Source organism: Streptomyces sp. NPDC045968, from assembly GCF_056430475.1.
The window spans coordinates 88,914-101,942 of sequence record NZ_JBWKLF010000009.1 but is presented as its reverse complement, the minus strand read 5'-3'; the positions used below and the strand labels follow the sequence as shown (position 1 = coordinate 101,942).

Sequence of the window (13,029 nt, the reverse complement as noted above, 5' to 3'; positions counted from 1 at the left end):
CTCCCGCAGGGCTGTGCCGCGCGGGCGTACGGCCGGCCCCGGCGTCAGCTCGGCAGTACCGGCAGCAGCTCCGGCAGGTGCCCGTCCGACGCGGCGGCGGCCGCCACGCGCTCCTCGGGCACCTCCCCGTACAGCGTCGTACGCGGCTTCGCCGGACGGCCGGCGAGATCGGCGATGGCGACGAGGTCCTGCACGGACCGGTACGAGCCGTAACTCGACCCGGCCATACGGGAGATGGTCTCCTCCATGAGGGTGCCGCCCAGGTCGTTGGCGCCCGAGCGCAGCATCTCCGCCGCGCCCTCCGTGCCGAGCTTCACCCAGCTGGTCTGGATGTTGGTGATGTGCGGGTGCAGGAGCAGCCGGGCCATCGCCGTGACCGCCCGGTTGTCCCGGTCGGTCGGGCCGGGGCGGGCGATGCCCGCCAGGTAGACGGGCGCGTTGGTGTGGATGAACGGCAGCGTCACGAACTCGGTGAAGCCACCGGTCTCCTGCTGGAGGCCGGCCAGCGTCCGCAGATGGCCGAGCCAGTGACGCGGCTGGTCGACGTGCCCGTACATCATGGTCGAGGAGGAGCGCAGACCCACCTCGTGGGCCGTCCTGATGACCTCCAGCCAGGTGGCCGTCGGCAGCTTGCCCTTGGTGAGGACCCAGCGGACCTCGTCGTCGAGGATCTCGGCCGCCGTGCCGGGGATCGAGTCGAGCCCGGCTTCCTTCGCGGCGGTCAGCCAGTCACGGATGGACAGGCCGGTGCGGGTGGCCCCGTTGACGACCTCCATCGGCGAGAAGGCGTGCACGTGCATGCCGGGGACGCGTTCCTTCACTGCCCGCGCGATGTCGAAGTAGGCCGTGCCCGGCAGGTCGGGGTGGATACCGCCCTGCATGCAGACCTCGACGGCGCCCACGTCCCACGCCTGCGCGGCACGGTCGGCGACCTGGTCCAGCGAGAGGGTGTAGGCGTCGGCGTCCGTACGCCGCTGGGCGAAGGCGCAGAACCGGCAGCCGGTGTAGCAGACGTTGGTGAAGTTGATGTTCCGCGTGACGATGTACGTGATGTCGTCACCGACCACGTCCCGCCGCAGCGCGTCCGCGATCCGGCACAGCTCGTCGAGCGCCTCGCCGTCCGCGTGCAGCAGCGCGAGCGCCTGGTCGTCGGTGAGCTTCGTCGGGTCGTCGGCGGCCTGACTCAGGGCCTGGCGCACATCGCCGTCGATGCGGGACGGCACCATGCCGGGGGCCGCCGCCTCGCGGAGGGCCTCCCAGTCCCCGTACACCTCGTCGAAGTCGTCCCGCCGGTCGCCGGTACGGCCCTCGGTGTCGATGGTGCGGTGCAGGTCGGTGCGGCCGGTGGCGTTGAAGCCCTCGTCGGGCTCCTGCCAGGGCAGACCGGCCGGGACCGCCCCCTCCTTCGCGAGTCCCGTCTCCGGGTCGGCGAGCGCCCGCACGTGCGGGAGGAGCCGCGGGTCGAGCCACGGCTCGCCGCGCTGGACGAACTCCGGGTAGATCGTGAGCCGTTCACGCAGCGTGAAACCCGCCTCGGCGGTCTTCGCGGCCAGTTCGTCGATGTGCGGCCAGGGGCGCTCGGGGTTCACATGGTCGGGGGTGAGCGGCGAGACGCCGCCCCAGTCGTCGATCCCGGCGCCGATGAGCAGGGCGTACTCGGCGTCGACGAGGTTCGGCGGGGCCTGGATGCGGGCGGAGGGGCCGAGGATGTGGCGGGCGACGGCGATCGCCGCGGCCAGCTCCTCCAGTTCGGCGTCCGGCATGCCGCGCATCGCCGTGTCCGGCTTCGCGCGGAAGTTCTGCACGATGACTTCCTGGATGCCGTGGTAGGCGCGGGCCGTCTTGCGCAGCTCGAAGAGGGAGTCGGCGCGCTCCTCGTACGACTCACCGATCCCGATCAGGATGCCGGTGGTGAACGGGACGTTGGAACGCCCCGCGTCCTCCAGCACCCGCAGCCGCACGGCGGGCTCCTTGTCCGGCGAGCCGTGGTGCGGGCCGCCGGGCTCGGACCACAGGCGGGTCGCCGTCGTCTCCAGCATCATGCCCATGGACGGCGCGACGGGCTTGAGCCGTTGCAGATCGGTCCAGGTCATGACCCCCGGGTTGAGGTGCGGGAGCAGCCCCGTCTCCTCCAGGACCCGGATCGCCATCGCCCGTACGTACGCGAGCGTGTCGTCGTACCCCTCGGCCTCCAGCCACTCGCGCGCCTCGGGCCAGCGGTCCTCGGGCCGGTCGCCGAGCGTGAACAGCGCTTCCTTGCAGCCCAGTTCGGCGCCCTTGCGCGCGATGTCGATGACCTCGTCGGGCGACAGGAACATTCCGTGGCCCGCACGCCGCAACTTCCCCGGCACGGTCACGAACGTGCAGTAGTGGCACATGTCCCGGCACAGCCGCGTCAACGGGATGAAGACCTTGCGGGAGTACGTGATGACACCGGGCCGGCCCGCCGCGTCGAGTCCGGCGTCCCGCACCCGCGCGGCGGACCCGGCGAGGTCCTTCAGATCGTCGCCGCGCGCCTGGAGCAGCACGGCGGCCTCGGTGACATCGAGGGCGACGCCGTCCCGGGCGCGCTTGAGTGCGCGCCGCATGGCGTTGGTGGTCGGGCGTCCGCGCTGAGGATCGGTCATGACCCGAGCATACGAGCGAGGCATCCGCCCCGGACCGGCACTCCGGCGGACCCGACCTTCCCCGCACCCCTGGCGCCTGGACCGTTATGCCCCGATTGGCCCGTAGGCTCGGCCCGGTGATGGAAACGATCGTCTTCGGCATCGGCGAAACACTCATCCGCGACGACCGCTACTGGGCGTCCTGGGCCAACTGGCTGGGCATCCCGCCGCACACGCTCAGCGCGCTGGTCGGCGCCGCGGTCACCCAGGGCGGCGAGGGCACCGACGCGCTGCGCCTGCTGCGCCCCGGCATGGACATCGCCGAGGCCGCGCACGCCCGCGCGGCGGCCGGCCGGGGCGAGCACCTGGACGAGTCGGACCTCTACCCCGACGTCCGCCCCGCACTCGCCGAACTGCGTGCGCTGGGCCTCCGCGTCGTGATCGCGGGCAACCGCACCGCGCGCGCGGGCGAACTGCTCCGCGCTCTCGACCTGCCCGCCGACCTGGTCGTCACCTCGGAGGAGTGGGGCGCGGCCAAACCGGACCCGGCCTTCTTCGCCCACGTACTGGAAGCCTCGGAAGCCGACCCCCGGTCCACCCTGTACGTGGGCGACCACCCGGCCAACGACCTCTTCCCGGCCAGGTCGGCGGGCCTGCGGACGGCCCACATCCGCCGCGGCCCCTACGGCCACTGGTGGGCGGAGCACCCGGATGTCACGGAGTCGGCGGACTGGCACATCACCACACTGACGGAACTCCCGGCCCTGCTGGACAAGACGGCCGCGACCCCCGCCCCGGCACGGGCACTGCGGTCGGTCTAGCCCCGCCCCGGACGCCGTCGAGCGTGCCGGTGGCCGCGTCACTCCGGCCGCCGTCCTCTTGGCGCTACCGGGCGAGAAAGGCGCTGACGGTCTTGCCGTGGTCCGTCCCGAGGGTCACCGCGGTGGTGCGGGCGAGGCTGTTGACCATGGGCCAGCCGAAGCCTCCGGTGGCGCCGCTCAGGTCGGGGGTGCGCATGCGCGGTACCTGCGTACTGCTGTCGCGCACGGCCACCTCGATGCCGTCCGGGTGTGCGGTCAGGGTCAGGGCGCACGTGCCGCCGCCGTGCCGCAGGGCGTTGGTGACGAGCTCCGAGACGACCAGGACCACGGAGTCGGCGGCTTCGTCCCTGATGGTTGGCACGAGGCCGTCGAGGAAGTCCCGGGCGCCCTCGCGTGCGTCGCCGACGGAGATCGTGGAGCGGACGGTTGCGACGTTGACGCTCATCGTGCCCATCAGGTCACCCTGCCTCTGGATCGTCCATGCCCGTTCTTGTCAGACCAGTGCTTGTGCCCGGCCTGCGGCGCGTCAACCGCACAAACCCGGAGTGGGGCCGCAACATGCCCTTCCATGATCAAATCCGACTATCTCCCTGGTTCCCGCACGGAAATCTATGTCGGCCGGGGTAGACATTGGATGGCGGTGTGGCTATGGTTTCTCTCGTAGTCGAGATCGAGCAAGGCCCGGCAGACACGAACTGCCGGGCAGGCATCACGCAGTTCGCAGGACGGTGCGGTGGTGGAGTTTCGAAGCCAGGCTGGTTGCAGGACGGCGACGGGACTGACGGCCGGACCGGGGGGCCCGCAGTGATCAGGGGCCGCCATGAGCAGTTCAGCATGTGCAGTTCGCAGGACCCAGCAGCGCGGTTGTCAGTGGTCCCTCGGTAAAGGCGTCGGCTGCGGACGCGCGTACCGGGAAGTTCGGCAGTGGGGTTCCAAGCCAGAGCAGACGCAGGACGGGCGACGGGGCTGGCTGCCGAAGAGTGGCGCTGTTCGAAGCCACACGTAGTTCGCAGTACCAGCAGTACCAGCAGTACCAGCAGTACGCAGTTCCGGTTTCGGCAAGTGCTCGTCCAGAGGGAAGAACGGAGGAGTTGAGCGCCATCAGGATCGCCCGGGCCGATGTCTTGAGCCCGGGTACCGCAGGACATCGATAGTGAGGTGGTCTCCGGTCAAGCAACCGCGATCCCCGCACCCCCGACAGCAACACGGTCGGGTCCGCGGAAACAGAAGGCCGGCGCGGTATCAGGGCCGGCAGATGGTGTAGCAGTTCCTTCGGGGCCCTGGTGCCATACGGCACCAGGGCCCCTCCACGCGTTCCACAGAGAGGTGCGATGACAGCAGACGACTCGTTCGGCCGTCTCGATGACGACGACTACCCCGCCTACACCATGGGCCGGGCCGCCGAGATACTCGGCACCACCCAGGGCTTCCTCCGCGCCATCGGAGAAGCCCGCCTGATCACCCCGCTCCGCTCCGCCGGCGGACACCGCCGCTACTCCCGCTACCAACTGCGCATCGCCGCCCGCGCACGTGAACTCGTCGACCAGGGCACCCCCATCGAGGCCGCCTGCCGCATCGTCATCCTCGAAGACCAGCTCGAAGAAGCCCAGCGCATCAACGCCGAGTACCGCGGTGCCGCCGACCCGGGGAATACACCGCCCACGGCGTGAGGTCGTGCGCGCCCGCAAGGGATCAAATATCTGTGACCGCGGGATGAGGGTTTAACGCATCATGCGGGGAGTGTTTTTGGGACAGCGAACAGAGCGGAATTATTCACCGCACGCATGCCATTACGGCATGCTACTGTCGTTACCAGTTGCAGTTGTGGTTCCCAAAACTTAAAGCGCACCTTCGTCGGCTTTCTCAGCCACTGGAAGCGTTTTTGTATCGCCGGTTCATCCTCCGGACGGGGCATCATCGCGGCGACCCGGGCATCCGCGCATCGCGGCTCCCGAGCGCACTGCCCCAAAGGAGACATGTCATGGCGTCAGGCACAGTGAAGTGGTTCAACGCGGCCAAGGGTTTCGGCTTCATCGAGCAGGACGGTGGCGGCGCCGACGTGTTCGCCCACTTCTCGAACATCGCCGCCCAGGGCTTCCGCGAGCTGCTCGAAGGCCAGCAGGTCACCTTCGACATCGCGCCGGGCCAGAAGGGCCCGACCGCCGAGAACATCGTTCCCGCCTGACGCTGACGCGCACGTGTAGCTGGGGCCCGCATCCCTCGGGGTGCGGGCCCCAGCTACACGCATTTCCCACAGTGGTATCACCTGTGGAATTTCACGTCTGCACGACGTCACCCATTTCGCATTCCATTCGGCCCGTTCTCGTGATTCCCCGCGCTGCTTTTCCGCTGCGGGAATTCCTTGATACGTGTCGTATCAAGGAAGGTTCTGAATGAACCCCACACGTACGAACGACCGCTCCTCCCGCACCCGCAGCCGCACCGGCGGCCCCGCTTTCGGCGCCGGCGCCGGTTCGGGCCGGAGCAGCCGCTTCGGCTCGCCCGCCCCGAGCCGTTCAGGGGGTCCGAGCCGCTCGGGCGGCCACGGCCGGCGTCCCGCACCGGTCCAGGGCGAGTTCGCCCTGCCGAAGACGATCACTCCCGCGCTGCCCGCGGTCGAGGCGTTCGCCGACCTCGACATGCCCGAGCAGCTGCTGGCCGCACTCACCGCGCAGGGCGTGAGCGTCCCGTTCCCGATCCAGGGCGCGACCCTGCCCAACACCCTCGCCGGCCGCGACGCGCTCGGACGCGGGCGCACCGGCTCCGGCAAGACCCTCGCCTTCGGCCTGGCCCTGCTGGCCCGGACCGCCGGACAGCGCGCCGAGCCCCGCCAGCCGCTAGCCCTGGTCCTCGTGCCGACGCGTGAGCTGGCGCAGCAGGTGACCGACGCACTCACGCCCTACGCCCGCTCGGTCAAGCTGCGCCTGGCCACCGTCGTCGGCGGAATGTCCATCGGCAGGCAGGCCAGTGCGCTGCGCGGTGGCACCGAGGTCGTCGTCGCGACGCCCGGCCGTCTCAAGGACCTCATCGACCGCGGTGACTGCCGACTGAACCAGGTCGCGATCACGGTCCTCGACGAAGCCGATCAGATGGCCGACATGGGCTTCATGCCCCAGGTCACCGCGCTTCTGGACCAGGTCCGCCCCGAGGGCCAGCGGATGCTGTTCTCCGCCACCCTCGACCGCAACGTCGACCTCCTGGTCCGCCGCTACCTCACCGACCCGGTCGTCCACTCCGTCGACCCGTCCGCGGGTGCGGTCACCACGATGGAACACCACGTCCTGCACGTGCACGGCGCCGACAAGCACCGGACGACGACGGAGATCGCGGCGCGCGAGGGCCGGGTGATCATGTTCCTCGACACCAAGCACGCCGTCGACAAGCTCACCGACCACCTGCTGGCCAGCGGTGTCCGTGCCTCCGCCCTGCACGGCGGCAAGTCACAGCCGCAGCGCACCCGCACCCTGGCCCAGTTCAAGACCGGGCACGTCACCGTGCTCGTCGCGACGAACGTCGCGGCGCGCGGCATCCACGTCGACAACCTCGACCTCGTCGTCAACGTCGACCCGCCGAGCGACCACAAGGACTACCTGCACCGCGGCGGCCGTACCGCCCGCGCCGGCGAGTCCGGCAGCGTCGTCACCCTGGTCACCCCCAACCAGCGCCGCGACATGACCCGTCTCATGACGGCCGCCGGCATCGTGCCCCTGACCACCCAGGTCCGCTCCGGCGAAGAGGCACTCTGCCGGATCACCGGTGCCCGGACGCCCTCCGGCGTCCCCGTGACCATCACCGCGCCGGTGACCGAGCGGCGTAAGCGCGGCACCGCCTCACGCGGCCGACGCAGCCCCGTCTCGGCTGCCCGGCGCGTGAGCGCGCGACAGTCCACCTTCGACGCGGCGGCCTAGGCCGTGTCCGGTGGGCCATGGCTGAACCGCCTCTGGACCGCCTCACCGCAGCAGAACCACCCCCGTCGCTCTTCTCCTTGTGAGGCATCATGCGCTGTGTCATCGCCCGCTTCCCGTTCGACCTCACCAAGAGCGGCGTCCTGGAATCGATGAAGGGCATCAGGCCCGAGCAGGTCCTCGGCGAGTCCGTGATCATCGGCCGCCGCACCTACCCCGTCAAGCAGGTCGGCCAGGTCGTCACCCGCCAGGACCGCCGTGACTTCAGCGCCGGCGAAGTGCTCCGGGCCATGGCCCAGCTCGGCTTCACCTGCCGCGGCCTCCCGGCCGCCGCGCCCGCGCGCGTACTCACCCCGTTCCAGCAGGCTTCCGCGCTGCTGGGAACCCCTGCGGCCGTCTGACCGACGGGCAGGGTGAGCAGGGCGCTCCGCCACCACGAGAGCGCACCTGCCTCCCGCGGAACAGGCCCGCCCACAGGAACGCCTCCCCGAACAGCGGGAGCTCCGGGGGCTCGTCGTGCATGCGGCGTTCGGGAACGGTTGCGGAGAGGCCACCGCTCGGACGCCTGGCGGGCCGTGATGGGATGCGGGGCATGACAGAGCTCTCGCTCCGCGCCCGTGTGGAGCGCTATTACGCCACCGCGCCCCTGGGGTTCGCCGAGGCCGAGGAGTACGGACCGCTGCGGCTGTTCGTACGGCGGGAGACGGGCGCCCCGTACTACGGCGGCCCGAGCCACGCCCAGCCCATCGGCGCCGCCGGCGTCACGGGCGCCGGTATCGCCCTCGTACGGGCCAGGCAGCGGGAGCTCGGTGTGCCCGAGGCGTTCGAGTGGCTGGACGAGGTGGCTCCCGCGATGCGCGGGCTGGTCGAGGCCGCCGGTCTGCCCGTGCTGGAGCGCCGGCTGATGGTCCTCGACCCGGACCACCCGCTGGTTCCGCCGCCCCTGCCGGACGGCGTCAGCATCCGTGCCCTCACCGCCGACGACCCCGCCCTGGCCGCCGCACTCGCCATCCCCCGCCTCGCCTTCGCCGACGTCGGTACGGCGGTGGGGTCAGCGGGCCGCACGGAACTGGCCGCCGTGGCCGACACGTTGACGGCCGACGGCACGCTCGCGGTCGTCCGCCCGACCATCCGCGACGGCCGGAAAGTCCTCGTGTCCGCCCTCGCACCCGACGGAACTCCGCTCGCCGTGGGCCACTACCACCCGGCGGACGGCACCACCGAGATCGGCGGCATCGGGACCCTTCCCACGGCCCGCCGCCAGGGCCTGGGCGCCGCCGTCATGGCGGCCCTGGCCACCCATGCGCGCGACCACGGCGTGCACACCGTCTTCCTCGCCTACGCCGAGGACGCGGTCGCCCGCATCTACGCCCGCCTGGGCTTCCGCCCGGCCGGCACCACCCTGCTGATCGCCAACCAGCCCGCCCGTTCGTAGGGTCCGGCCGAGGCGTCCGTCAGGGGGCCAGTGACCGCCAGATCCGGTCCGGCAGGACGCGGGCGGTCTCGTCGAGGTCGACGTCGTCGATGCCCGAGAGCCAGCGGCGGGCGACGGCGACGACCGGTCCGAGGACCAGGGACTCGATCAACGGCAGCGGGAGCGGGGCGAGTTCGCCGGACTCGACGCGGGGCTGCACCCACTGGGCGAAGGCCGAGACGCGGGCCTCCTGGGTGTCGCGGAGTTCCTTGCCCCGGGCCATGCCGTGACGGTCGGCGGCGGAGGAGTGCAGGAGCAGGGCGGCGGCCCGGTGTTCCTGGATGAACGTCAGATAGGCCCCGACGAGCCCGCCGATGGCCGCACGGGCCGTGCGGGCACCCAGCAGGGCGGTCGCCAGCTCGCCCAGCAGCCGGCCCAGCCAGCGTTGCGTCAGCTCGGCGATCAGGCCGTCGATGCTGCCGAAGTGGTGGTACAGGCTGCCCATGCTCACCCCGCTGGCCCGGGTGACGGCACCGACCGTAACGCCCCGCTCGCCCTCTTCGCCGTAGAGGCGCAACGCGGCATCGAGGAGCAAGTCGGCGGTGACCGCGCCACGTTGCTGTTTGGGGGTCATGGAGATCCTTACCAGTTCTAGAGTAGGTTTCTAGAAACTGATTCCAATTCTAACGGGGTTGACGTGTTCGAGCTGGGGGGAAGCGGGGCCGAGCCCCTGGAGGCGGGGGACCCGCTCCGGATCGGGACGATACCGCTGGCGGGGCGGCTCGGAGCCGGTGGCATGGGGCGGGTGTACCTCGGCGTCCACGAGGGCCGGTACGTGGCCGTCAAGCAGCTGCTGTCCTCCGTCGTCGGCGAGGACGCCGACTTCCTGCGCCGGTTCGGGCACGAGCTGGACAACCTGTCCCGGCTGCCCGCCGAGGCCACCGCACCGCTGCTCGCCAGCGACCGCGAGGCGATGCCGCCGTGGTTCGCCACCGCGTACGTCCCCGGGCTCACGCTGAGGCAGGCCGTCGAGCTGCACGGTGGCCCCCTGCCCGCCCGTGCGCTGTGGCTGCTGCTGCGGGAAACGGCGGCCGCGCTGGCCTCGGTGCACGCGCTCGGCATGGTGCACCGGGACATCAAGCCGTCCAACGTCATGCTGACCCTCGGCGGCCTCACCCTCATCGACTTCGGCGTCGCCCGCGCCACCGAACAGAGCCAGCTGACCAGGACCGGCATGGTCGTGGGCACGCCCGCCTACATGGCTCCCGAACAGGCCTCGGGGACACGGGGGCTGAGCGGCGCCACCGACGTGTTCGCGCTGGCCTCGGCGCTCACGTACGCCGCGTGCGGCCGTCCGCCCTTCGGTGACGACTCGGGGCACGGCGTGCTGTACCGCATCGTCCACGAACAGCCCGGCCTCGAGCCCTTGCGCGAGCTGGACTCGGACCTCGCCGAGCTCGGAGCGGCCTGCCTCGACAAGGACCCCGACGCCCGCCCGACCGCCGCCGAGATCCTGGAACGCTCCTCGCGGCAAGGCCCGTTCACCGGGCCCGTGTGGCCGGCGGCCGTCACGGAGTGTCTGGCCGAGCGGGCCGCCTTCGCCGCGAACCCGCAGAAGATCGACGTACCGGCCGTCCCGCTCGCCGGCGGAGTCCCGGGACCGGCCGGTGACGCCGGGCCGGAGCGGACCGAGCCGGAGGCCGGGCGGAAGCCCGAGCCGAAAGCGCCGTCGAAGCCCGGGGCCAAGGCCCGTCCGGAACGGCCCGGACGCCGCCGTAGGCGTGTCTTCCTCGCCGCCGTCCCCGTCGCTGTCACCGTGGGCGGCACGACCCTCGCCTTCCAGCTCCTGCCGTACGTCTCCTCTCCGCAGGCCACGGAGAGGACCGGCCCGTCGGCCCCGGTCTCGGCACCGGCCGACCCCGGGCCGGCCGCAGGCGCAAGCCCCTCGGGCACGGCGTCACCGGCGAAGTCGCCGGGCAGGGAAAAGACCGGGGACAAGGACGGCGACACGGGCGAGGACAAGGCCGCGGAGAGCGACGCGGGGGACGGCGGCAAGGAGCGGGACGGAGCAGGCGGCTCCCAGGCCGTTCCCGGCGGCAGCGGAAGCGGTACGCACGACGACCCGGACGGAAGCGACGGCTCCGGCGACGCGGGCACACCCAGCGACTCCGACGGCGCCGGTGATTCCGGCGCGGCCGCCGCGTCCGGCGGCGGGCAGACCTCGGCCGCTCCGCCCCCCGCCTCCGGCACCTACCGCTACCGCAACGGCGACAGCGGCGGTTGCATCACCCAGACGTACGGGGGCTCGGACCAGGGTTCGTGCTCGGACTCGACCGCCCGGTGGACCGTGCGGAGCCAGTCCGGCGGCTTCAAGCTCGTCAACCAGCAGACCGGGCAGTGCCTGTACGCCAACATGCCCGGCCAGGCCGTCTTCGTGGGCGACTGCGCCCAGGAGGCCGGCCGGATCTGGCGTACCGGTTCGGGCGGCAGCCTCGTGAGCGTCTCCAACGGCGGCTGCCTCGACCTGGGCACGACCAGTTTCCTGGTGACGTCGACGTGCGCCGGGGAGTCGTCACAGCGCTGGACGAGGGAGTAGTCGGCGCGCCGACGGGGGCGGGAAGGGAAGGCCTGGGGCCTGCCGTCCGGGTCAGGGCCCGCCTGACCCGGACGGGAGGTCCCAGGGCGGCGCCGGACCAGGGAGACCTGGTCCGGCGCCACACGAGGGAGGCCCTGGGCCCTCGCTGGGGAAGTAGGCCGGGGGGCCTACTTCCCCAGCACCGCCTTCATCACGTTCTTCGCGATCGGGGCACCCAGACCGCCACCCGAGATGTCCTCGCGGGAGATGTCCATCGCCGTCGGGTCGATGAAGACCGCGACCGCGACCGACTGACCGTCGGGCTTCTTGCCGTACGAGACGAACCAGCCGTACGGGACTTCCTTGCGCACGTCCACACCGCGCTGCGCGGTGCCGGTCTTGCCGCCGACCGTCACACCGTCGATCAGGGCCCGCTGGGCGCTGCCCTCCTTGGCGGTGAACTCCATCATCTCCTGGACCTTCTTGGCGGTCTCCTCGGAGACGGCCTGGCTCATGAGCTTGGGCTCGTTCTGTTCCAGGGAGGAGAGGTCGGGGCCGCGGAGTTCGTCGACGATGTAGGGCTGCATCAGCTTGCCGTTGTTGGCCATGGCCGCCGTCACCATGGCCATCTGCATCGGCGTGCTGGTGAGGGAGCCCTGACCCATACCGGTCAGCGCGGTGCCCGGCTTGTCCAGTTCCTCCGGGTAGAGGCTCTTCGTGGCGAGCATGTCGCCGAAGTCCTCCGAGTACACATCGGAGTTGAAACCGAACTTTTCTGCCGTTTCGCGCATCTTGTCGTCGCCCAGCTTGGCCGCCGCGTCGAGGAAGACGTTGTTGCAGGAGTACTGCATGGCCGTCTTCAGCGACGCCTTGTTGCAGGCCGCGTCGCCCGCCTCGCTGCTGATCTTGTTCGTGGAGAGCGGGAGGGGGTACGGGGAGACCGCGTCGGTCCTGGCATCGACATCGGTGATGACGCCGTGCTCCAGGGCGGCGGCGGCCGTGAGGATCTTGAAGGTGGAGCCGGGCGGGAAGGTCTCGCGCAGGGGGCGGTTGGCGAGCGGCTTGCTCTTGTCCTTCACGAGCGCCTGGAATTTGTCGCCCTCCTTGAAGGAGTTGCCGGCGAAGGCCGCGGGGTTGTACGAGGGGGTGGAGGCGAGCGCGAGGACCTTGCCGGTGGCCGGGTCGAGGGCGACGACCGCGCCGCGGGCGTCGATGGCGGTCAGCCCCTTGTACGCGGCCTCCTGCGCCTTCGGGTCGATGGTCGTGATCACATCGCCACCGCGCCGCTGCTCGCCCATGAGGATGTCCTTGGCGTGCCGGAAGGCGAACCGCTCGTCCTGGCCGCTGAGCACCTCGTCGTACGTCTTCTCCAGGAGCGACATGCCCTGCGCCTGGGACGCGTAGCCGGTGACCGGCGCGTACATCGGCCCGTTCCTGAACGTGCGCTGGTACTTGAATTCGGCGCCGGACACGGCCTTCGAGCCGGTCACCGCCTTGCCCCCGACGATGATGTCACCGCGCGGGGTGGCGAACTGGGTGATCTTGACGCGCCGGTTGTGCTCGTGGTTGGCGAGCTCCTCGCGCTCGGCGAACTGCAGCCAGTTCGACCGCAGCAGCAGGGCAAGCACCAACAGCCCGCAGAAGATGGCGATGTGCCGCAGCGGCCTGTTCATGGCTCCCCCAACTCCCATGCGGCCGCACACGTCGG

Annotated in this window: 11 protein-coding genes; 7 read left to right on the top strand and 4 right to left on the bottom strand. The window is 71.1% G+C overall.

Annotation, left to right across the window (positions count from 1 at the left end; genetic code table 11):
* Positions 1-44 precede the first annotated feature (44 nt).
* Positions 45-2,627: a bifunctional FO biosynthesis protein CofGH gene (locus AC07FA_RS25250; RefSeq protein WP_479078429.1), complete on the bottom strand. Its 2,583-nt coding sequence runs from the start codon at positions 2,625-2,627 to the stop codon at positions 45-47.
* 119 nt (positions 2,628-2,746) lie between these two features.
* On the opposite strand from AC07FA_RS25250, the gene AC07FA_RS25245 reads away from it, so the two are divergent.
* Positions 2,747-3,427, top strand: coding sequence for an HAD family hydrolase (locus AC07FA_RS25245; protein ID WP_479078791.1), 681 nt, complete (start codon positions 2,747-2,749; stop codon positions 3,425-3,427).
* Positions 3,428-3,491: 64 nt separating this feature from the next.
* Here the strand turns inward: AC07FA_RS25245 and AC07FA_RS25240 are convergent, their stop codons facing one another.
* Positions 3,492-3,881: an ATP-binding protein gene (locus AC07FA_RS25240; protein WP_479078427.1), complete on the bottom strand. Its 390-nt coding sequence runs from the start codon at positions 3,879-3,881 to the stop codon at positions 3,492-3,494.
* An 877-nt stretch (positions 3,882-4,758) separates the two neighbouring features.
* On the opposite strand from AC07FA_RS25240, the gene AC07FA_RS25235 reads away from it, so the two are divergent.
* The 5 genes from AC07FA_RS25235 to AC07FA_RS25215 all read left to right on the top strand — a co-directional run bounded on the left by AC07FA_RS25235 (position 4,759) and on the right by AC07FA_RS25215 (position 8,767).
* Positions 4,759-5,097 carry a MerR family transcriptional regulator gene (locus tag AC07FA_RS25235; protein ID WP_479078425.1) on the top strand — a complete coding sequence of 113 codons (339 nt, stop codon included), beginning with the start codon at positions 4,759-4,761 and terminating at the stop codon, positions 5,095-5,097.
* A 311-nt stretch (positions 5,098-5,408) separates the two neighbouring features.
* Positions 5,409-5,612: a cold-shock protein gene (locus tag AC07FA_RS25230; protein ID WP_479078423.1), complete on the top strand. Its 204-nt coding sequence runs from the start codon at positions 5,409-5,411 to the stop codon at positions 5,610-5,612.
* A 208-nt stretch (positions 5,613-5,820) separates the two neighbouring features.
* Positions 5,821-7,335 carry a DEAD/DEAH box helicase gene (locus AC07FA_RS25225; protein WP_479078421.1) on the top strand — a complete coding sequence of 505 codons (1,515 nt, stop codon included), beginning with the start codon at positions 5,821-5,823 and terminating at the stop codon, positions 7,333-7,335.
* Between the two features lie 89 nt (positions 7,336-7,424).
* A complete protein-coding gene (locus tag AC07FA_RS25220; RefSeq protein WP_479078419.1) occupies positions 7,425-7,733 on the top strand; it encodes an SCO5918 family protein in 309 nt (102 codons plus the stop codon).
* 191 nt (positions 7,734-7,924) lie between these two features.
* Complete coding sequence (locus tag AC07FA_RS25215) at positions 7,925-8,767, top strand: GNAT family N-acetyltransferase (RefSeq protein ID WP_479078417.1); 843 nt, start codon at positions 7,925-7,927, stop codon at positions 8,765-8,767.
* 19 nt (positions 8,768-8,786) lie between these two features.
* On the opposite strand, the gene AC07FA_RS25210 is transcribed toward AC07FA_RS25215, so the two are convergent.
* A complete protein-coding gene (locus AC07FA_RS25210) occupies positions 8,787-9,380 on the bottom strand; it encodes a TetR/AcrR family transcriptional regulator (RefSeq protein ID WP_479078415.1) in 594 nt (197 codons plus the stop codon).
* Between the two features lie 63 nt (positions 9,381-9,443).
* On the opposite strand from AC07FA_RS25210, the gene AC07FA_RS25205 reads away from it, so the two are divergent.
* Entirely contained in the window at positions 9,444-11,342 is a 1,899-nt protein-coding gene (locus AC07FA_RS25205) for a protein kinase domain-containing protein (RefSeq protein ID WP_479078413.1), read from the top strand.
* Positions 11,343-11,509: 167 nt separating this feature from the next.
* Here AC07FA_RS25205 and AC07FA_RS25200 read toward each other — a convergent pair whose 3' ends face one another.
* Complete coding sequence (locus AC07FA_RS25200) at positions 11,510-12,994, bottom strand: peptidoglycan D,D-transpeptidase FtsI family protein (protein WP_479078411.1); 1,485 nt, start codon at positions 12,992-12,994, stop codon at positions 11,510-11,512.
* Positions 12,995-13,029: the final 35 nt, after the last annotated feature.

Excerpts from the sequence above, each read along its gene's own strand:
- AC07FA_RS25250 (WP_479078429.1), bottom strand. The coding sequence starts at position 2,627 with ATGACCGATCCTCAGCGCGGACGCCCGACCACCAACGCCATGCGGCGC.
- AC07FA_RS25245 (WP_479078791.1), top strand. The coding sequence starts at position 2,747 with ATGGAAACGATCGTCTTCGGCATCGGCGAAACACTCATCCGCGACGAC.
- AC07FA_RS25240 (WP_479078427.1), bottom strand. The coding sequence starts at position 3,881 with ATGGGCACGATGAGCGTCAACGTCGCAACCGTCCGCTCCACGATCTCC.
- AC07FA_RS25235 (WP_479078425.1), top strand. The coding sequence starts at position 4,759 with ATGACAGCAGACGACTCGTTCGGCCGTCTCGATGACGACGACTACCCC.
- AC07FA_RS25230 (WP_479078423.1), top strand. The coding sequence starts at position 5,409 with ATGGCGTCAGGCACAGTGAAGTGGTTCAACGCGGCCAAGGGTTTCGGC.
- AC07FA_RS25225 (WP_479078421.1), top strand. The coding sequence starts at position 5,821 with ATGAACCCCACACGTACGAACGACCGCTCCTCCCGCACCCGCAGCCGC.
- AC07FA_RS25220 (WP_479078419.1), top strand. The coding sequence starts at position 7,425 with ATGCGCTGTGTCATCGCCCGCTTCCCGTTCGACCTCACCAAGAGCGGC.
- AC07FA_RS25215 (WP_479078417.1), top strand. The coding sequence starts at position 7,925 with ATGACAGAGCTCTCGCTCCGCGCCCGTGTGGAGCGCTATTACGCCACC.
- AC07FA_RS25210 (WP_479078415.1), bottom strand. The coding sequence starts at position 9,380 with ATGACCCCCAAACAGCAACGTGGCGCGGTCACCGCCGACTTGCTCCTC.
- AC07FA_RS25200 (WP_479078411.1), bottom strand. The coding sequence starts at position 12,994 with ATGAACAGGCCGCTGCGGCACATCGCCATCTTCTGCGGGCTGTTGGTG.